Source organism: Aeribacillus pallidus (assembly GCF_050478865.1).
GTDB lineage: Bacteria > Bacillota > Bacilli > Bacillales > JACDOC01 > JACDOC01.
Genome location: NZ_JBCNBW010000053.1, coordinates 1 through 20,896, shown reverse-complemented (window position 1 = coordinate 20,896; position 20,896 = coordinate 1). Strand labels below are relative to the sequence as shown.

The following is a 20,896-nucleotide window of genomic DNA, read 5'->3' as shown; positions in this document are numbered from 1 at the left end:
AACTCGGCAAATGCCGAGAATATGTAAATAGCGGAAAAGGAGCTTGATAGTTCAAGCTCCTTTTTGAGAAGATGACGTTGATCATTATAAAATTTCTTTAATACGAGCAGCTTTACCGCGCAATTTACGTAAGTAGTAAAGTTTTGCACGGCGAACTTTACCGCGACGCACAACTTCGATCTTCGCAATTTTTGGTGTATGTAGCGGGAATGTACGCTCAACACCAACACCATAAGAAACTTTGCGAACTGTGAAAGTTTCGCTAATTCCGCCACCGCGGCGTTTAATTACGACACCTTCAAATACCTGGATACGCTCGCGAGAACCTTCGATAACTTTTACGTGTACGCGAACAGTGTCACCAGGACGGAATGAAGGTAAATCAGTGCGAAGTTGTTCTTTTGTTACCTCTTGAATTAATTTGTGCATCGTACTCAACTCCTTCCAACAGATGCTCTTACAAACTCAAATTCGTTGCAGCGGAACATCGTTTTCACGGACCAAGCTATGCTTAGCTCAAGTCACAACAGTTATCATAACATAGTCTAATAGTGAAAGCAAGGCTTATTTTTCATTTTCCCACTGTTGAATCCATTGTTTTTGCTTTTCGGTTAATGGATATTCATGTAACAAATCCGGACGGCGCTCCCATGTCCGTTTTAGCGCCTCTTTTTCTCGCCATTCTTCAATTAATCGGTGATTTCCGGACAATAATACGTCAGGTACTTTCATCCCTCGAAAATCAGCCGGACGCGTATAGTGTGGATGTTCCAATAGTCCGGTTGAAAACGAATCTTTTATGTGGGACGTTTCATTGCCTAACACACCTGGAAGCAATCGGACGACACTATCTACAACGACCATTGCTCCTAGTTCCCCACCTGTTAACACGTAATCCCCAATGGATATTTCATCTGTAACTAGGTGCTCACGGATTCGTTCGTCGAATCCTTCATAATGTCCACAAATTAAAATGAGATGGTCTTCCTTCGCTAATTCTTCCGCCTTTTTTTGGGTATAACGTTCCCCTTGCGGACACATTAAAATAATTCGCGGATTCGTCGTACTTTTACTCTTCAAATCTTCAACAGCATCAAAAATCGGCTGAGGCTTTAAGACCATTCCAGCGCCTCCACCGTATGGATAATCATCAACCGTTTGATGCTTATTGTCTGCATAATCACGAAAATTGACGAGGTTATACGTTACAGCTTTCTTTTCCTCCGCTTTTTTTAAAATGGATTGACCGAAGACACCACGAAACATGTCCGGAAATAATGTTAATATGTCAATTTTCATCATGATAGTAACCCTTCCATCGGTTCAATCGTAATTTTTTTCTCGTCAATGTTGACTTCTTTTACGACGTCATCAATATATGGGATATAAAACTCTTTTCGGTTAGGTCCTTTTACGACCCACACATCGTTGGCACCTGGTGTTAAAATTTCCGCTACTTGGCCGATGACTTCACCATCAGTAGTAATCACATCACAACCGATAATTTCGTGAAAATAAAACTCTCCTTCTTCCAGTTCACCTAATTGTTCTTCGGAAATTTTTAATAAGCTCCCTTTGAATTTTTCCACTTCGTTAATATTGTTATAGCCTTCAAACGTTAAGAGGTCAAACGATTTATGAGTCCGATGACTCTTTATAATCACCGGTATTGGTTCCGATTGATTCGGCATAAATATGTACAACGTATTTCCTTTTTTATAACGTTCCTCTGGAAAATCGGTACGTGAAATTACGCGAACTTCGCCACGAATTCCATGGGTGTTCACGATTTTTCCAACATTAAACCATTTTGCCATGATTCTTCACCTCTATCGAATGTCCTCAACAATTCCATCTTTAATGACGATTTCTTTTGGAACCACCTCGTCCCACCGATCCCCAATTTGGATATCGATGAGCGCTTGGACTTCTCCATCTTTTATTTCGCTTCCTATAGGTAATATGTTCAATTGTTCGATTTGGAAATCTACCATCTTTATTTTTTCTTTACGCATTTGAATTTCATTACTAAAATTGGCTTTTAACACTGGGGATGCAATTTTTTTCCCTTTTTCAAGTTTTTTCATTTCAAACTTCAATTGATTTATTTCTTTTTCCCATCTCGATTTTCGGGCTTGAAACATTTGTAGTAGTTCTTCTTTTGCACTTTCAGTCAATACCCGCTTTACTGTGACTGGTTGAATGATTTTCATCAAACCACCTCAATAATAGAAATAAGAGGTCAAAAGGCAATGTGAGGTACCTTTTCACATCTTATTACTAAGGTACATATGGAAAAAGGGAGGATGTCCCTCCCTATTCCACGATTTCAAAGCGTACTTTCTTTTGTTGTTTCGATCCTGCTGCTGTGTAGACCACAGTTCGAATCGCTTTGGCTACCAACCCTTGTTTCCCAATAACCTTTCCAACATCTTCCGGGTGAACAGAGAGGCGATACGTAATAGTTGCATCGTCCTCAATGACTTCTACCCGTACCTCATCAGGAAAAGAAACAAGGGGCTTAACAATCGTTTCAATTAATTCAATCATACGCAAAATTATTTGCTGTATTTAAGATTGTGGAATTTCTCTAAAATACCTTGTTTAGAGAATAGGTTTCGAACTGTGTCAGAAGGTTTTGCACCGTTTTGTAACCATTTAAGTGCAAGTTCTTCATCAATTTTAACCTCAGCTGGCTGAGCAACTGGGTTGTACGTACCAATCGTTTCAATGAAACGACCGTCACGTGGAGAACGAGAATCTGCTACTACAATACGATAGAAAGGAGATTTTTTAGCTCCCATACGTTTTAAACGAATTTTTACTGCCATTTTTATAAGCACCTCCGAATAGTTTCACACAAGATAGTATAATAACAAATAGTAAATTTGTTTGTAAAGGTTTTTTTCTTAACATCATAAAAATTTCATTGAATGTATTAGAAAAACGGGAATTTCATCCCTTTTTTCTTCCCTTTTTGTTGCATATTAGACATTTGTTTCATCATTTTCTTCATTTCTTCGAATTGCTTCAGAAGTCGGTTGACTTCTTGAACCGATGTCCCGCTTCCTTTCGCAATTCGTTTTCTTCGGCTTGCGTTAATAATTTCAGGATGTAACTTTTCTTCTTTCGTCATGGACCTAATGATTGCTTCGACATGACTGATTTGCTTTTCGTCAATCTGTAAATTATTTAAGCCTTTAATTCGATTAGCTCCTGGAAGCATTTTAATCAGTTCATCTAAAGGACCCATTTGCCTTACTTGTCCTAGCTGTTCTAAAAAGTCATCCAGCGTAAAGCTCATTGTTCGCATTTTTTGCTCAAGCTCTTTCGCCTTTTCTTGATCAACGGTTGCTTGAGCTTTTTCAATGAGCGTTAACACATCGCCCATTCCGAGGATCCGAGACGCCATCCGCTCTGGATGAAACGGCTCTAATGCATCCATCTTTTCACCTATACCGACAAATTTAATCGGAGTTTGAGTGACGGATCGAATGGATAACGCGGCTCCTCCTCGAGTATCGCCATCAAGCTTCGTTAAAATAACTCCTGTTAAGCCTAACTGGTCGTTAAAGCTTTGGGCTACGTTGACAGCATCTTGTCCTGTCATCGCATCGACAACTAGGAAAATTTCATCCGGCTGTGTTAGCTCTTTAATGTCTTTAAGCTCATTCATGAGCTCTTCATCCACGTGCAGTCGTCCAGCTGTATCGATGATCACGTAGTCATGATGGTCTTCTTTCGCTTTTTCGATTGCCTTCTTTGCAATTTCTACCGGACTTACTTTGTCCCCTAGAGAAAAAACAGGCATGTTCAGTTGCTTCCCTAGCGTTTCTAACTGTTTAATCGCTGCTGGACGGTAAATATCAGCCGCTACAAGGAGCGGTTTACGATTATATTTTTTTCGCAACAAGTTGGCCAGCTTACCTGTTGTTGTCGTTTTACCTGCACCTTGTAAACCAACCATCATGATAACGGTTGGCGGTCTTTTGCTTACCGCAATTTGGCTTTGTTCCCCACCCATTAATTCGGTGAGCTCTTCTTTAACGACTTTAATAACTTGCTGTCCAGGGGTTAGGCTTTTCATGACTTCTTGCCCGACAGCGCGTTCGCTCACCTTTTTTACAAACTGCTTTACAACTTTGAAGTTGACGTCCGCTTCTAATAGAGCTAAACGTACTTCTCGCATCATTTCTTTGACATCCGCTTCTGTTACTTTCCCTTTGCCGCGGATCTTTTGAATCGTACTTTGCAGTCGGTCGGCTAACCCTTCAAACGCCATATTGCCGCCTCCTAATCTAACTTCTCGAGCGCTTCAATGAGTGCAAGCAAGTTCGTTTTTGAAACTTCCTCTTGCTCAAGCTCGATTTTCATTTGATGCAAAAGTTTGGAGCGCTCTTGAAATTTTTGAAATAACAATAATTTCTTTTCGTATTCTTCCAGCATGGCTTCCGTTCGCTTAATGTTATCATACACAGCTTGACGACTCACTTCATATTCTTCAGCAATTTCACCTAAAGAATAGTCGTCTAAATAGTAGAGGGACATATAACTACGTTGCTTCGGAGTCAACAACGATTGATAAAAATCATATAAGTAATTCATTCTCGTTGTTTTCTCCAGCATCGTTATCCCTCCCTGTTAAGTGAAAAGACTTTACATATGAAAGAATACACATTTTTAACCCTATTGTCAAGAAAAAATCTTTACATTTGAAGAAGTGTTTATGGACAATCATGTTACTTTAATTTTTCTGTTAGAAATACTCAAAACACATTTAATTATAACAATACGCAACCCGCTTCCCTCGCTCAAGTAAGGGTCTTGCGGCTTCTTGTTTCCGCTTGAAGTCGCGGCCTTTCGCTTCATGTGAATCACTTGCTAAAAATCAACATTGACATATAACATAGCCTAAAATTTATTGTCTTGTATTTTCTTTGCATAAACTACATAACAATAAAGTCATCTAAAACTTAACTCAAATCTGTTCCCCATAATTTATTTAACAACGTTATAGAGAAGATTAAAAAGATTATCGAGATGAATTTGAATTTGTTAACTTTTCTAAAGGCTATAATAAAAACCACAACAGCAAGGAATGTAACAATATAAAATAAAGAGAATATACGGTACTCGGTAAAAGGTCCTAAGAACAAACTTAACAAGAAAGGCTAGAATAGAGATAGGAATCCATTTTAAATTACTCTTTATTTTAACAATGCTTATGATTGAAAAAATAATTGAAACTAAAATTAGTAGCGTAAAAAGCCATTCAAATAAGAAAAACAAAGATTCGTTAAAAACATCAAATAAATACCCAACAATGGAAAGAGGTATAATCGCAAGAAGTAAAAGGGCGTTTATTTTTATATAATTACTTGACCACTAGCTGTGTATATAATGTTGGAACTTCTATTTTTACTGAAGAGTAATTACTACTCGATAAAAAAAGCTGGCCTTAAAAAGACCAGCTTGACAATTATGCTTCACTTTTCTCGATAACCTCACTGAACAATCCGTATACGTATTTTTCTGCATCAAATGGTTGTAGGTCGTCCATTTTTTCACCAAGACCAACAAACTTTACCGGAATGTTTAATTCGTTACGAATGGCTAATACAATTCCACCTTTTGCAGTTCCATCAAGTTTCGTTAAGACGATACCCGTTACATTCGTTACCTCTTTAAATTGCTTCGCTTGAATAAGCGCATTTTGCCCTGTAGTGGCATCGAGCACAAGAAGTACTTCATGAGGCGCACCAGGAATTTCGCGTTCAATAACCCGCTTCACTTTCTCTAACTCTTTCATCAAGTTCACTTTATTTTGTAAGCGCCCTGCTGTATCGCAAAGAAGAACATCCACGTTACGTGCTCGGGCCGCTTGAATTGCATCGAACATGACCGCAGCCGGGTCAGAACCTTCCCCTTGTTTAATGACATCAACACCAACTCGTTCTCCCCACACTTCTAACTGCTCAATGGCTCCCGCACGGAATGTATCTCCTGCGGCCAACAGCACTTTCTTGCCTTCGGATTTAAATTTGTGTGCTAGTTTTCCGATGGTTGTTGTTTTACCAACTCCGTTAACACCGACAAATAAAATGACGGTTAACCCATCTTGCATATTTATTTCTTGTGATCCTTCTTCACCACCTTCATAAATTTCAATAAGTTTTTCCGAAATGACGGACTGAAGTTCGGACGTATCTTGAATATTGCGACGTTTCGCTTCCATTTTTAATTCATCAACAAGTTCCATCACTGTATTAAATCCGACGTCCGCTTGAATCAAAATTTCTTCTAATTCTTCGAAAAATTCCTCATCAACTTTTCGATATCGAGCAACGAGATCATTAACTTTATTGGCAAAGTTATCTCGCGTTTTCGTTAATCCTTCTTTAAATTTTTCCGTTACCGTGTCAGTAGATTGGGTAATTTTTTCCTTCAACCGTTTAAAAAAGCTCATTTCCAACACCCTTTCACGATTTCACTAAATCATTGGTTTCTTCCAAACGGACCGATACCATTTTGGACACGCCGGATTCTTGCATCGTCACCCCATATAATACGTCCGCTTCCTCCATCGTTCCTTTTCGATGGGTAATCACAATAAATTGCGTTTCTTTACTAAACTGTTTTAAAAATTTACTAAACCGGTAGACGTTTGCTTCGTCCAGAGCCGCTTCTACTTCATCAAGCACACAAAACGGTACAGGACGAACTTTTAATATCGAAAATAAAAGAGCAATGGCGGTTAATGCCCGTTCCCCACCAGATAGTAATGCTAAATTTTGTAGCTTTTTCCCTGGGGGTTGAGCTACAATTTCCACTCCGGTATGAAGTAAATCACTTGGGTCTGTTAATTTTAATTCGGCACGTCCTCCCCAAAAAAGCGCCCGAAATACGTCCTCAAATTGGTCACGAATAGCAGTGAATGTTTGTTCAAATCGCTTTTTCATTTCGGTATCCATTTCTTGAATGACTTGGAATAAGGTCTGCTTTGCATGCTCTAAATCATTTTTTTGTTCCATTAAAAATTGATATCGCTCAGATACCCGTTCATATTCATCAATTGCTCCGAGGTTAACTGTTCCTAACTCTTCTATGGACATTTTTATAAGTTTCACTTTTTTACGAGCTTCTTCGACGGAAACAGTTAGAGGGTAATCTTGCTTAGCTGCTTCAAACGACAGCATATATTCTTCACGAAGATGCGCAAGACGATTATCTAATTCCACATCCAAGCGATTGAGTTTTACCTCTTCATCTTTCATCGTTTCACTAATGCCTTTATACTGACGCTTTAGTTCTTTTACTTCAAGCTCAACGTCTTCCAACTGTTGTTGCATCGACAAACGTTCTTTGCGACGCAATGAAATCAGACGAGACGTTTCCTTTTTATCATGCATTTTTTTCAGTGCAGCTTCTTCTAATTGTTGTTCACCTGAGTGGCTATCGGTCATTTCTTGTTCAAGAAGCATTAAATCTTCTTCATAATGTTGTCGTTTTTGCTGCATTTCCTTCAATTCGTTTTCCACACGTTCTAAAGACATTTTACAGTTCATATAATTCTCGTTTTTTGCAGCTAGGGTCGCTTTTAAATCACTTATTTCGTTCGTTAACGTCTCTTTTGACGTCTGTTCGGTTTGCTTTCGTTCATTCAGCTGAGACAGTTCATGATTAATTCGAGCTAATTCATCCTCCGTTTGACAGATGACTTGTTTCAGCTCGTCCATTCGTTGTTGAATGGATGTTTGCTCATTCACATAATTCATTTGTTCCCGGTCATATAGCGATAGTCGCTCATTGACATTTGCTTCGGCTAATTCAACTTCACGGTATTCTGCTTTGAGTGCTTGTTCTTGTAAGCGTAACTGTTCACCTTCACGGCGCAATTCTTCTAAACGCTTTTCCTCGTCAACAATTTGTGTTTTTAATGTTTTCACTTGCTTTTCTACGTTACTAATTTGGCGGTCCATTTCTGGTATTTTTTGAATAAGTTGCTCCAACTCCCCTTTTCGGCTAAGTAGGGAAGTCGTTTTTTGTTTGATGGCCCCCCCACTCATGGAGCCTCCTGGGTTAACGATATCCCCATCCAGAGTAACGATGCGATATCGATATTGCATTTGCTTCGCTATATCGTTAGCTCCTTTTAAATCCGAAGCAATGATGACATTTCCTAATAAATGATCGATCACATCTTGATACTGTGGTTCAAAATGAATAACATCAGCTGCTACACCTATAAAGGACGGATGAGATTGGATGGCTTCCTTATAGGATGAAGGAATACTTTTTCCTTTTATGACCTCTAGCGGCAAAAAGGTCGCCCGTCCGGATTGATGCTGCTTTAAATATTGAATAGCCATTCGGGCATGATGTTCCGTCTCAACGACAATATGTTGCATCGCTCCACCTAACGCGGTTTCAATGGCAACTTCATAGTTCTTAGGTACTTGAACGAGTTCAGCAATCGCCCCATGAATTCCTTGTAACTGTTGGTCTCTTGCTTTTAAAACCGCTTTTACTCCTTGGAAAAAGCCGCTATATTCGGCTTCCATTTCTTCGAGCATTTCCTTTCTTGAGGTCGCTTTTTGTAATAGTTGATACGCTTCATAAAGAGCGGATTCTTTCTTTTGGAGCTGATTTTTCATACGCTCAATCGCGATTTGTGTTTCTCGATACGTCCGCAAAGTGGTATTCAATTGTTCATTCACTTCAGTTAACGCACTTTCTAAGCGAACTTTTTTATCTTCCATATCTTTTCGTTGTTCAAGAAACTTCTCGTTCTCTCCAAGCAGCTGTTTTTGTTTTCTCTCAATTTGTTCGAGTTGTTGGGTTAAATATTGTATTTCATTTTTAGCAGTTGCTTGTTTGTTAAGCCATTCTATGTAATCTCCTTTAAGTGATTCCATCAGCTCTTCTAAATTTTCCGAAAAGCTCTTTATTAAGAGCTGCTTTTCTTTTAATTCCTCTTTTAATTGTTCGGTCGTTTTCTTATACTCGTTGTATTCCTTCTCTAATTGTGCTTTTTGTTGTTCGAGCGCACTTATTTTTTCTGTTGCCTCTTCGATGTTTTTCTGAAGTTGAATTTTGTTTTGGGCCGCGTTTTTTTTCCGTTCTTTTAAAACTTCTTTTCGTCCTTCAATTTTCTCAAGTTCTTCACTTGTAATTAACAATACATTTTGTAAGTCACTAATGGACTCATCTAACGCCGTTATTTGATCGCGTAATTGTTCTAGTAGTGCTTCTTTCGCGTTTAATGAAGAAGAAAGCTCCATTTCTTGCTCTTGATGAAGTTCCAATTGTTTTGAAAGAGTTTCCCACTGATGATGAAGCTCTTCAATTTCATGAACGGTTAAAGCCACCTCGATTTGCTCCAACTCTTCTTTTTTAGCTAAATAATCTTTTGCTATGGAAGCTTGGATTTGGAGGGGCTCCACTTGGGATTCCAACTCATACAAAATGTCGTTAACGCGATGTAAATTCTCTTCTGTTTCTTTTAATTTTAGCTCTGCTTTCTTTTTTCTTGTTTTGTATTTCAACACACCAGCCGCTTCTTCAAAAATAGAGCGGCGGTCTTCTGCTTTACTATTTAAAATCTCTTCCACCCGGCCTTGTCCGATAATGGAAAACGATTCCTTCCCAAGACCAGAATCCATGAATAAATCAATAATATCTTTTAATCGGCATGGTTGTTGGTTAATGTAAAACTCGCTTTCACCCGAACGGTAGACACGTCGGGTGATACAAACTTCGTTATAATCGATTGGTAAAAATTGATCTTCGTTTTCTAGTGTGAGTGAAACTTCGGCAAAATTGAGTGGTTTTCGTGTATCGCTTCCGGCAAAGATGATATCTTCCATTTTCGACCCACGAAGTGACTTGGCCGATTGTTCTCCGAGCACCCATCGAATGGCGTCTGTAATGTTACTTTTCCCACTTCCGTTCGGTCCCACAACCGCTGTTACACCCGGAACAAATTCAACAGAAACTCGATCGGCAAATGATTTAAATCCTACCACATCTAAACGTTTGAGGAACACTTGATATCCTCCTGTCTATTTCAATAGTTCAAAAAAAGCCGTTAGCACGAACAATTACCAACTAACGGCTTGCAAGAAGCCCCCTAACTACTGTTCTTCTTGCTGGGCTTTTAATTTTTCCAATGCTTCTTGCGCGGCATGTTGCTCCGCTTCTTTTTTCGACCGTCCTTTTCCTTGTCCTAAGACGGTTCCATTTAAAGAAACGGAAGCGACAAATTCCCGATTGTGCGCTGGTCCTTTTTCTTGTAAAATTTTGTATTCAATTGTACCAGCTGCATCCCGTTGAACAAACTCTTGCAGTTGGCTTTTATAATCCATCACATGAGAAAAAGCACCGGCAGAAATTTTTGGGAAGACAACTTTTTCTAAAAAGGAAATCACTTCATGTAACCCTTTGTCTAAATAAAGGGCTCCGATAAATGCTTCGAACACGTCAGCAAGTAACGCAGGACGAGTTCGACCACCAGTCAATTCTTCACCTTTCCCTAATAACACATAATCTCCAAATTTCCATTCATTCGCAAATGAAACGAGAGATGGCTCACAGACAATGGCTGCACGGAGTTTTGTTAACTCCCCTTCACTCATGGTCGGATATTTCTCGTATAAATATTGAGAAATTGTCAGTTCTAAAACAGCATCTCCTAAAAATTCTAATCGTTCGTTGTCTTCGTATGGTTTTTTGCGATGCTCATTCACATACGATGAATGAGTAAAAGCTTGTTTTAATAATTTCTCATTTGTAAAATGAATCCCAATCATTTCTTGAAACGTTTTAAACTTTTCATCATGAATGGTATGTATACTCTTTTTTTCTCTATGATATTTGTGCATAGGTCCTCCACCTTGCTAAATAAATTCCATATCAAGTTTAATCGAAAATGACTGTTAACGCAAAAAATACTTTAATAACAGTTAAAAACTGTTGGGGCGATGAAGAAAAACCCCTTCACGAATGAAACTTTTACTATATACAGAAGAAAGCTCCGTTTTACAACGGAGCTATCGATTTCTAACGATTACATATTGCTTTTTATGTAGTTAACAGCATCGCCAACTGTTACGATTTTTTCAGCTTCATCGTCAGAAATTTCCATATCAAATTCATCTTCAAGTTCCATAACAAGTTCAACAACATCAAGTGAGTCTGCTCCAAGATCTTCTTTGAAAGAAGCTTCAAGTGTAACTTGAGACTCATCAACACCTAAACGGTCAACGATAATTTTCGTTACACGCTCTAAAACGTCTGCCATCCTCTTTCACCTCCCCTCAAGTAGTCATAATGTATTATGAACGGATAGAAAAATAGTTGTCAATGGAATTCTTCACGATTTTACATGACCATTCCGCCATCTACATGCAGCGTTTGCCCAGTCATATAATTTGCTGCATCAGATGCTAAGAACACAGCCACTTTAGCAATATCTGACGGTTCTCCAAAGCGACCAAGCGGAATTTGTTTTAACATTTCTTGGGATACTTCTTCAGATAATTGATTGGTCATATCTGTTGTAATAAATCCAGGGGCAATCGCGTTCACTGTAATCCCCCGTGGAGCTAACTCTTTAGCAGATGTTTTTGTAAGTCCAATGACACCCGCTTTCGCAGCCACGTAATTCGCTTGTCCAGCATTGCCGCTTACCCCAACAATAGAAGAAATGTTAATAATCCGTCCACTACGTTGTTTCATCATTTGACGAGTAACAGCTTTTGTACATAAGAAAACACCTTTTAAGTTAATGTTGAGAACATCGTCCCAATCTTCTTCTTTCATTCGCATTAGTAAATTATCTCTTGTAATCCCTGCGTTGTTTACTAAAATATCCAGTCGTCCAAAACGCTCAATCGTTTCTTTGACCATTTGTTGAACTTGTTCCGCATCTGCTACGTTACATTGAAAAGCGAACGCCTCGCGTCCAAGTTGTTTAATTTCTTCCACAACTTCTAACGCTTTTTGTTCACTTCCTGCATAGTTAACGACCACGTTTGCTCCTTGACGAGCAAATTCCAATGCAATTTCTCGACCAATGCCTCGGGAAGCACCAGTTACAAGTGCGATTTTACCTTCTAATACCATTATTGAACCTCCTTTAAGGCGTCAATGACTTGCTGACAGCTTTCTGGGTCAAATACATTAAAGACGGACACGCTGCGATCAATTTTTTTCACAAGTCCAGTAAGTACTTTTCCTGCACCTACTTCAATAAAAGTGTCGACACCTTGGTTAATCATATATCGAACGCTATCTTCCCATAAAACAGGTGAATAAAGCTGTTCAATTAGTTTGTTTTTAATTTCGGTTGCCTTAATCAATTCGTTCGCCGTTACGTTTGCTACGACCGGAATAGATGCATCTTTAATTGTAATTTCATCTAGTACCTTTCGAAATTTTTCAGCAGCTGGTTTCATTAAAGCAGAATGGAATGGGCCACTAACTTGAAGCGGAATTACCCGTTTGGCTCCTTTTTCTTTTGCACGCTCAGAAGCCAATTCTACTCCTAGTTTGGAACCAGAAATAACAATTTGTCCTGGGCAGTTTAAGTTGGCTAATTGAACAGGATGACCTTCAGAAGAAACGGTCTCACATACGTCTAGTAACAGGTCACGATCCATTCCTAATACGGCTGCCATCGTTCCTTCTCCATTAGGGACAGCTTCTTCCATAAATTCTCCACGCTTACGTACAGCGTACACCGCATCTTCAAAAGACATTGCACCTGCGGCTACAAGCGCACTATACTCACCTAAGCTATGTCCTGCTGTATAATCCGGTTGAATGCCTGCTTCAATTAATAGCTGTAAAATGGCAATGCTTGCGGTTAATAACGCTGGCTGGGCATTTGTCGTTAATGTGAGCTTTTCTTGAGGCCCATTATACATGATATCCGATAACGGAAAAACTAAACGAGCATCCGCTTGTTCAATAATCGCTTTTGCTCGTTCATTTGCTTCTGCTGCCGCTTTTCCCATCCCGACGGATTGTGAACCTTGGCCTGGGAAGATAAAGGCGATTTTACCCATTTATGAACCCTCCTTCATTTCTTGCCCTCTAACCTCTTCCATGATGGTCTGTGAAACGTTTTGTTTCACCATTTCTCGAGCTTGGCGAACGGCATTAAATAATGCATTCGCATTTGAAGAGCCATGAGCTTTCACAACTGGGGCTTTTAAACCAAATAAGCCAGCGCCACCATATTCGGTATAATCCATTTTGTCGCGAAGCTTAACAAGGTCACCCTTTAATACGCTCGCTGCCAACTTGTTTTTTAAGCTGCTTGTTAACGTTTCTTTCAACATAGAAAAGACGGAAAGGGCGGTACCTTCAATCGCTTTAAGAACCATATTCCCAGTAAAACCATCTGTTACCACAACATCGGATACACCGTTTAGTAAGTCTCGAGATTCCACATTACCAACAAAATTTAACTCTGTTTGTTGGAGCAGCTGATATGTTTGTTTTACTAATTCATTCCCTTTCTTTTCTTCGGTTCCGATGTTTAATAGACCAACTCGTGGGCGCTTAATACCTCTCACTTTTTCTGTATACACAGCTCCCATAATCGCATATTGAACTAAGTGCTCGGGCTTTGCATCAACATTGGCACCTAAGTCTAACATGAGAACCCCTCTACCATCCATAGTTGGAAGCGTCGGAGCTAAAGCTGGACGTTCAATTCCTTCAATTCGACCAACGACAAACAATCCCGCTGCCATTAAAGCTCCTGTATTTCCTGCGGAGACGCAAGCGTCAGCCCGACCTTCTGCTACTTCTTTGGCCATTAACACCATTGATGATTGCTTTTTGCGACGAACGGCACGGACTGGTTCATCTGTTCCTAAAATGACTTCATCGGTATGAATGATGGAAAGTCGCTCATGTGGTTGTGAAAATTGCTTAATTTGTTGTTCATTTCCGATAAGTGTAATGGATAAATCATCAAATGTATGTAAAGCTTTCATCGCACCTAAGACGATTTCTTTTGGTGCATGATCGCCACCCATTGCATCTATAGCAATTCTCATTGTGTTTCATCCTTTTCTGCTATTTTTGATCGGAACATTTCAAATTCCCCTTTAAAAACGAGTTCTTTACCTACATAACTATTTACTTCAACAATGGTTCGATCTTTTTTGTTTTGTACATCGAGAACTTTCGCTTTCGCAACTACTCGTTCCCCTTCTTTTACCGGGCGTGTAAAATGAATAGTTGCCTTTGCCGTTAATGCTAATTCATCATCGATAACAGCCACAGCTAGTGAATTCGCCTGGGCAAACAAATGATGTCCACGGGCAATTTGATTCCGTTTAAATACATGTTCTTTTTTTACATCAAAAATCGAAATGGCACTGTGATCGAGCTGAACGTCAATCATTTCACCAATTACTTCGTCTATTGGTAACGAGCGAACTTCATCAGCAAATCTTTTCTCAGCTACATGTTTAATTCGCTCGCGTAGTTCCGGTATGGATAATTCCAAACGATCTAACCGAATGGTTTGTACACTTACTTTAAATTGTTCAGCTAATTCTTCATCTGTAACAAAAGGATTTTCTTTTATCGTTTTGAGTAACTGCTTTTGACGTTCTTTTTTAGATAATCGCATACGAATCAAGACACCTTCCGTGCTATTAGTACCTAGTACTAACAGTAGTATATAATTTAAAAAAACAGATTGCAAGATAAATCTAGCAATCTGTTTCCAAAGATTAATCTAATTTTTCCCCTGATAAAACTCCAGTTGAGAGTAAATATTCTCTTAACAGACGATATTCATCATCTTCCCAAAAAGAGGTGGACTCGATTAATCGTTGCGCATCTTGACGAGCAACTTCTAAAGCACGGTAGTCATGAACCATATCGGCAATTTTAAATTCTGGCACACCACTTTGTTTTTTCCCAAAAAAATCACCTGGTCCACGAAGTTCTAGATCTCGCTCACTAAGTACGAAACCGTCGTTCGTTTCGGTCATAATTTTCATTCGTTCCTTCCCTACATCGGTTTTCGGGTCAGCTAACAAAATACAGTACGATTGATGGTCACCGCGCCCAACGCGTCCTCTTAGCTGATGGAGTTGAGCTAAACCGAACCGTTCTGCATCATAGATGAGCATGAAGGTAGCATTCGGAACATTGACGCCAACTTCCACAACAGTCGTTGAAACTAATACTTGCACTTTATTTTGACTAAATTGTTTCATCACTTCTTCTTTTTCTTCATTGGTGAGACGACCATGCATTAAGCCGATTTTATATCGCCCTTGAAAGAAGTGAGTTAATTGAGCGTGTACGTCAATGGCGTTTTGTACATCTAATTTGTCCGATTCTTCGATTAGAGGACAAATAACATATGCTTGTCTTCCTTTTGCTAATTCTTTTTCCATAAAACGTAACACACGCTCTAACATATCGTGTTTGGCCCAATACGTCTCAATTGGCTTCCTGCCAGCTGGCATCTCATCAATAATGGACACATCCATTTCTCCAAACGCAGTAATCGCCAAGGTTCTCGGGATTGGTGTCGCGGTCATAAATAACACATCAGGATTTTCTCCCTTCTCCCGCAATACCCGACGTTGCTCAACTCCAAACCGATGTTGCTCATCGGTTATGACAAGACCTAACTGACGAAATTGAACATCTTCTTGAATTAAAGCATGCGTACCAACGACGACATCAATTTCCCCAGAAACTAACCGTTGTAAAATTTCTTTCCGGACCTTTCCTTTTACCGAGCTCGTTAACAAAGCCGTTTTAATTCCGACTGGAGCTAATAAGTTGTACAAAGATTCCGCATGTTGTTCCGCTAAAATTTCCGTCGGTACCATCAAAGCACCTTGAAACCCACTAGAAACCGATGCTAACAAGGCAATCGCCGCCACGACTGTTTTTCCTGATCCAACATCCCCCTGAAGGAGGCGATTCATCCGATAAGGAGATTGCATATCGGTTAAGATTTCTTTTACGACTCTCTTTTGAGCGTTCGTTAATGGAAAGGGCAGTGATTGAATAAACGATGATACTTGCTCATGGTTTATGTGGTGTTGAACACCTGTCGAGTTTTCCCGCTCGAATTTTCTGAGGCCTTGCATTTTTAACTGGAATAATAAAAATTCTTCATATACAAACCGGCGTCGCGCTTGTTTCATCTCACGTTCGTCGTTTGGAAAATGGATGGCCCGAATCGCCTCATGGCGAGGCAATAATTTATATTGATGACGCAAAGACTCTGGCAACGGATCTACGATTTCGTTATGAAATCGCTGAAGTGCTTGTGAGATAAATTTTCGCAATGATTTGGTCGTAATGGACCCTTTTATGGAATATACAGGCTCAAATTCGGATTGTTGCTGAAATGGGCCAAGGCGATATTCGCTCGCGGTAATGGTTTGGCGATATTTATCCCACTTTCCGGTAACCGTGATGATGGCATTTAAAGATAAATTCTTTTTTAAGTAAGGTTGATTAAAGAAAACAACTTGAATTAAATAGCGACCAACTAATAAGCGTACAGTAAGACGGGATTTTTTTCGACCGTAATACGTAACGACTGGTTCGCTATGAACTTTTCCCTCGACCGTAACGCGTTCTTCGTGCTGACATGTTGCTAAATCTTTTAATCGGTTATCGTCATATCGATACGGGAAATATTCAATTAAGTGCTGAATCGTATAAATCCCCATTTGCGCTAAGCCATCTGCCGTTTCTTCGCCTACCCCTTTTAAAATGGTTACCGGTTCATGAAGTTTATTTGTCACTTTTTGTTAGCGGTATTCCAAAGATCTTCGCTTCAAGCTCACGACCTGTTGGAGTAGCCGCTAACCCTCCTTGTGCGGTTTCGCGAAGTGCAGATGGCATCGTCTGTCCAATTTTAAACATGGCATCAATCACTTCATCACACGGGATACGGCTTGTTACACCTGCTAAAGCCATATCAGCGGCCACCATGGCATTGGCAGCTCCCATTGCGTTTCGCTTAACACAAGGTACTTCGACCAGACCGGCAACAGGATCACAAACGAGTCCAAGCATATTTTTTAACGTAATAGCCATCGCTTCCGCGCATTGGGATGGTGTCCCCCCAGCCATTTCTACAATCGCTGCTGCCGCCATTCCCGCAGCTGAACCAACTTCCGCTTGACAGCCCCCTGCTGCACCAGAAATCGAGGCGTTATTCGCCACAACAAATCCGAAAGCACCGGCTGTAAACAAAAAGCGCACCATTTGTTCACGCGTCGGCTGCAATTTATTTTTTAACGCAAAAAGCGTCCCTGGAACGACTCCAGCGGAGCCGGCTGTCGGAGTTGCACAAATCGTTCCCATCGCGGCATTCACTTCATTAGTTGCAACCGCTTTACTAACCGCATCAAGAATGGTTTCCCCTGATAAAAATTGGCCCTTCTGAATATATTGTTGAATGAGTACTGCATCGCCACCAGTGAGTCCTGAGTGAGAAGTAACACCTTGAAGACCTCGTTCCACCGCTTTTTCCATGACGTCTAAATTTAATTCCATCGCCGCAAATATTTCTTCACGCGTCTTCCCGGAAACCATCATTTCTTGTTCAATCATAATTTCGGAAATTGGTTTCTTTTGACTTTCTGCAAGTTCCACTAGTTCTGCTACATTACGAAATAGCATACCTCTTCCTCCTTTTTCCATCGGCATATCTTAAGAGACAGCACATTGCACGATGACTTTATTCAACGATTTTTGTTACTTGTAAAATGTTTGGTTGTGAGCGAATTTCATCTAATATCGATTCCTCAATCGTTTGGTCAACCTCAATCGTCATCAATGCAAGCTTTCCTTTTTCTTTCCGGGATACTTCCATATGACCAATGTTAATTTCGTATTTTGCTAACACATTGGATACCGAGGCGATAGCGCCATAGCGGTCATTATGAACAACTAAAATTGCTGGATGATGGCCTGAAAGTTTCAGCTGGAAGCCATTAAGTTCGGTTATTTCAATTTTTCCTCCACCGATGGATATACCAACTAATTCTAATTCGCCTTGATCGTCTCCAATTTTGATACGGGCTGTATTCGGATGGTCCGTAATCGCATCCTCTTCATAAAATCGAATTTTCATTCCTAGATCTTTAGCAATTTCTAATGAACGAATAATTCGATCGTCATACGTATCAAAGTCGAGTAATCCACCGACAATCGCTACATCAGTGCCATGCCCCTTATACGTTTTTGCAAACGAACCGTAAAAAGAAATTTCCGCCCATTGCGGTTGTCGTCCAAACAAACTTCTCGCAACACGTCCAATTCGAGCGGCTCCTGCTGTATGTGAACTAGAAGGACCTATCATGATAGGACCAATAATATCAAAGACGCTTTTATACTTCATTGTGAGATCTCCCTTCCCCGATAAATCAGTTTTTATATGGAAATAGAAGGGGAGTCCCCTTCTATTTCTTGTTTTTATTCAACTGAAAAAATATAGGAATACAACGGTTGTTTACCTTCATGAACTTCCACTTCGACGTGATCAAATTGTTCCTCTACATACTCTACAATTTCATCAACTTCTTCTTGTGGAGCATCTTGTCCATAAAGAATCGTTACAATTTCATTCTCCTCATCGATCATTTCAGCTAAAAGCTGTTTCGCTGTTTCAAGGCGATCACGATTGGAAGTAATAATTTTTCCATCTAAAATACCCATATGGTCATCTTTATTAATATTCACGCCATCTATGACCGTATCACGCACAGCAAAAGTCACTTGACCCGTTTTCACATAGGAAAGCGCTTCATTCATTGCAGTTTCGTTCTCTTCTAGGCTTGCATTTGGATTAAACACTAATAAAGCTGCCATACCTTGAGGAACTGTCTTTGATGGAACGACGACGACTTTTTGCTCTGCGACTTCTGCAGCTTGTTGGGCAGCTAGAATAATGTTTTTATTGTTCGGTAAAATAATCACTTTTTCAGCGTGAACATCATTAATCGCTTTTAAAATATCTTCCGTGCTCGGATTCATCGTCTGTCCACCTTCAATAACGGCGGTTGCACCGATGCTTTTAAATAGGTTACGGATTCCTTCCCCCATAGAAACGGTCACAATTCCATACTTTGCTTTTCCTTTCGATTTAGTCGAATATGGTTGTTCGTTTGCAACAATAGAAGAATGTTGCTCACGCATGTTTTCAATTTTAATGTTTATTAGGCTTCCGTAACGCTGCCCGTATGTTAACGCTTCACCTGGCTGTTCTGTATGAACATGGACTTTAACAATTTCCTCGTCCGAAATAACTAACAACGAATCTCCAATTTCACTTAATTGTTGACGGAAATCTTCTTCAGAAAACGGATGTTGTTTGAGCTTTTCACTTTCAAATTTCACCATAAATTCGGTACAATATCCGAAAGTAATATCTTCCGTATTCATAAACGATTGAACACTTTTATGGTGTTCAGCTTTCACGAGCTCTTCCATCGATGGGGTATCTAAAGGAAATTGAGGTAGCTCTTCGCCCTTCAATACAGATAAAAAGCCTTCGTATACAAGCACGAGGCCTTGTCCTCCACTATCCACTACCCCTACTTCTTTTAAAACGGGTAATAATTCCGGAGTGCGTTGTAATGAAGCCTTTGCTTCTTTGACAACTTCCTCCATGAGCTTTACAATATCAGTTTCCGTTTCACTGATTTGTAACGCTTTATTGGCTGCATCTTTAGCAACTGTTAAAATTGTCCCTTCAACAGGTTTCATTACTGCTTTGTAAGCCGTTTTGACTCCCGCATCGAACGCTTTTGCTAGCTCACGACTATTAATTGAAGCCTTTTGCTCGATGGCTTTAGAAAACCCACGAAAAAGCTGGGATAATATCACCCCAGAATTCCCGCGAGCACCCATTAGTAAACCTTTCGAAAGAGATGCAGCTACCTTTCCAATATGATCTTGAACATTCATTTTTACTTCTTTTGCACCGGATGTCATTGACAAATTCATATTTGTACCAGTATCCCCATCCGGTACAGGGAATACGTTTAACGCATCCACCATTTTTGCGTTTTGTGATAAATGGTTTGCTCCTTGAATGACCATCTCCGCAAAACGCTTTCCATCCAACGACGTTATCGACACTTATGTTTCCTCCTTACACTACGGGTTCGTTACTCGAACTCCTTGCACATATATATTAATAGAATCCACCGCTAATCCGACGGTTTTATCCAGCGTGTATTTTACCTTTGTCTGCACATTATGTGCAACCTCAGAAATTTTCGTTCCGTAACTAACGATGATATACATATCAATATGTACTTCATCGTTTTCATGGCGTACAACTACACCACGAGTAAAATTTTCTTTTCTCAAGATTTCCGTCAAGCCATCTTTGATTTGGTTTTTTGAAGCCATACCGACAATGCCGTAGCAATCGACCGCTGCGCCTCCTGCAATAGTAGCAATTACTTCATCCGTAATATCGATATGACCGTATTTTGTTTTTAATTCAATGGACATTCGTCGTTCCCCCTTTTAAAAACTAGCTATGGCTATTGCCATTTTACTATATATACTTTCAATTTGAAAGAAAAACAGTAAACAACCGGACTCAAGCTAAGTGATCAACCATGATGAAATGTTATGTCCAACTGATGATTAATTGACAAAAACATCACCTTCATAATTCCTCTGTTAAATGATACTGTTGATATTTATACATTTCGCTACAGGCGGACGCTTTCCGCGGGCAAGCCGCAAGCCGCTTCCCTCGCTACGCTCAAGTATGGGTCTTGCGGCTTCTTGTTCCCGCTGGAGTCGCCGCCTTTCGCTTCATGTGAATAACTTGCTAAAAATCAACAATGACATATAACATATCCTCGTAAAA

The 20,896-nt window shown here is 39.8% G+C and carries 21 protein-coding genes; all 21 read right to left on the bottom strand.

Annotated elements, in window-relative coordinates; translation table 11 throughout:
* Positions 1–84: 84 nt before the first annotated feature.
* Positions 85–429 carry a 50S ribosomal protein L19 gene (gene rplS / locus ABES52_RS11885; RefSeq protein WP_429651371.1) on the bottom strand — a complete coding sequence of 115 codons (345 nt, stop codon included), beginning with the start codon at positions 427–429 and terminating at the stop codon, positions 85–87.
* Between the two features lie 135 nt (positions 430–564).
* Positions 565–1,299, bottom strand: coding sequence for a tRNA (guanosine(37)-N1)-methyltransferase TrmD (gene trmD, locus ABES52_RS11880; RefSeq protein ID WP_429651386.1), 735 nt, complete (start codon positions 1,297–1,299; stop codon positions 565–567).
* A complete protein-coding gene (gene rimM / locus ABES52_RS11875) occupies positions 1,299–1,817 on the bottom strand; it encodes a ribosome maturation factor RimM (protein WP_429651370.1) in 519 nt (172 codons plus the stop codon). The genes trmD and rimM overlap by 1 nt, the downstream gene beginning before the upstream one ends.
* Before the next feature lie 12 nt (positions 1,818–1,829).
* Complete coding sequence (locus ABES52_RS11870; RefSeq protein WP_429651369.1) at positions 1,830–2,213, bottom strand: YlqD family protein; 384 nt, start codon at positions 2,211–2,213, stop codon at positions 1,830–1,832.
* Positions 2,214–2,316: 103 nt separating this feature from the next.
* Complete coding sequence (locus tag ABES52_RS11865; protein WP_429651368.1) at positions 2,317–2,550, bottom strand: KH domain-containing protein; 234 nt, start codon at positions 2,548–2,550, stop codon at positions 2,317–2,319.
* 8 nt (positions 2,551–2,558) lie between these two features.
* Positions 2,559–2,831, bottom strand: a complete 273-nt coding sequence (gene rpsP / locus ABES52_RS11860) for a 30S ribosomal protein S16 (RefSeq protein ID WP_429651367.1) — start codon at positions 2,829–2,831, stop codon at positions 2,559–2,561.
* A 107-nt stretch (positions 2,832–2,938) separates the two neighbouring features.
* The gene (gene ffh, locus ABES52_RS11855; protein ID WP_429651366.1) at positions 2,939–4,282 is read right to left on the bottom strand and encodes a signal recognition particle protein; all 1,344 of its coding nucleotides are present in this window, start codon (positions 4,280–4,282) and stop codon (positions 2,939–2,941) included.
* An 11-nt stretch (positions 4,283–4,293) separates the two neighbouring features.
* Positions 4,294–4,626 carry a putative DNA-binding protein gene (locus tag ABES52_RS11850; protein ID WP_429651365.1) on the bottom strand — a complete coding sequence of 111 codons (333 nt, stop codon included), beginning with the start codon at positions 4,624–4,626 and terminating at the stop codon, positions 4,294–4,296.
* Positions 4,627–5,479: 853 nt separating this feature from the next.
* On the bottom strand, positions 5,480–6,466 hold the full coding sequence (ftsY, locus tag ABES52_RS11845; RefSeq protein ID WP_429651364.1) for a signal recognition particle-docking protein FtsY: 987 nt from the start codon (positions 6,464–6,466) through the stop codon (positions 5,480–5,482).
* Between the two features lie 13 nt (positions 6,467–6,479).
* On the bottom strand, positions 6,480–10,046 hold the full coding sequence (gene smc / locus ABES52_RS11840; protein WP_429651363.1) for a chromosome segregation protein SMC: 3,567 nt from the start codon (positions 10,044–10,046) through the stop codon (positions 6,480–6,482).
* Positions 10,047–10,133: 87 nt separating this feature from the next.
* On the bottom strand, positions 10,134–10,880 hold the full coding sequence (gene rnc / locus ABES52_RS11835) for a ribonuclease III (RefSeq protein WP_429651362.1): 747 nt from the start codon (positions 10,878–10,880) through the stop codon (positions 10,134–10,136).
* Positions 10,881–11,065: 185 nt separating this feature from the next.
* On the bottom strand, positions 11,066–11,299 hold the full coding sequence (gene acpP / locus ABES52_RS11830) for an acyl carrier protein (protein ID WP_429651361.1): 234 nt from the start codon (positions 11,297–11,299) through the stop codon (positions 11,066–11,068).
* A gap of 80 nt (positions 11,300–11,379) precedes the next feature.
* Positions 11,380–12,123, bottom strand: a complete 744-nt coding sequence (gene fabG, locus ABES52_RS11825) for a 3-oxoacyl-[acyl-carrier-protein] reductase (protein ID WP_429651360.1) — start codon at positions 12,121–12,123, stop codon at positions 11,380–11,382.
* A complete protein-coding gene (gene fabD / locus ABES52_RS11820) occupies positions 12,123–13,067 on the bottom strand; it encodes an ACP S-malonyltransferase (RefSeq protein ID WP_429651359.1) in 945 nt (314 codons plus the stop codon). Before fabD ends, fabG begins: the two co-directional genes overlap by 1 nt.
* Positions 13,068–14,069: a phosphate acyltransferase PlsX gene (gene plsX / locus ABES52_RS11815; protein WP_429651358.1), complete on the bottom strand. Its 1,002-nt coding sequence runs from the start codon at positions 14,067–14,069 to the stop codon at positions 13,068–13,070. It lies immediately after the preceding gene.
* Positions 14,066–14,650, bottom strand: a complete 585-nt coding sequence (gene fapR / locus ABES52_RS11810; protein ID WP_429651357.1) for a transcription factor FapR — start codon at positions 14,648–14,650, stop codon at positions 14,066–14,068. Before fapR ends, plsX begins: the two co-directional genes overlap by 4 nt.
* Before the next feature lie 103 nt (positions 14,651–14,753).
* Positions 14,754–16,802 carry an ATP-dependent DNA helicase RecG gene (recG, locus tag ABES52_RS11805; protein ID WP_429651356.1) on the bottom strand — a complete coding sequence of 683 codons (2,049 nt, stop codon included), beginning with the start codon at positions 16,800–16,802 and terminating at the stop codon, positions 14,754–14,756.
* Positions 16,792–17,685, bottom strand: coding sequence for an L-serine ammonia-lyase, iron-sulfur-dependent, subunit alpha (gene sdaAA, locus ABES52_RS11800; RefSeq protein WP_429651355.1), 894 nt, complete (start codon positions 17,683–17,685; stop codon positions 16,792–16,794). Before sdaAA ends, recG begins: the two co-directional genes overlap by 11 nt.
* Positions 17,686–17,743: 58 nt before the next feature.
* The gene (gene sdaAB, locus ABES52_RS11795; protein ID WP_429651354.1) at positions 17,744–18,406 is read right to left on the bottom strand and encodes an L-serine ammonia-lyase, iron-sulfur-dependent subunit beta; all 663 of its coding nucleotides are present in this window, start codon (positions 18,404–18,406) and stop codon (positions 17,744–17,746) included.
* 74 nt (positions 18,407–18,480) lie between these two features.
* Positions 18,481–20,148, bottom strand: a complete 1,668-nt coding sequence (locus tag ABES52_RS11790) for a DAK2 domain-containing protein (RefSeq protein WP_429651353.1) — start codon at positions 20,146–20,148, stop codon at positions 18,481–18,483.
* Positions 20,149–20,166: 18 nt separating this feature from the next.
* Positions 20,167–20,529, bottom strand: coding sequence for an Asp23/Gls24 family envelope stress response protein (locus tag ABES52_RS11785; protein WP_429651352.1), 363 nt, complete (start codon positions 20,527–20,529; stop codon positions 20,167–20,169).
* Positions 20,530–20,896 lie beyond the last annotated feature (367 nt).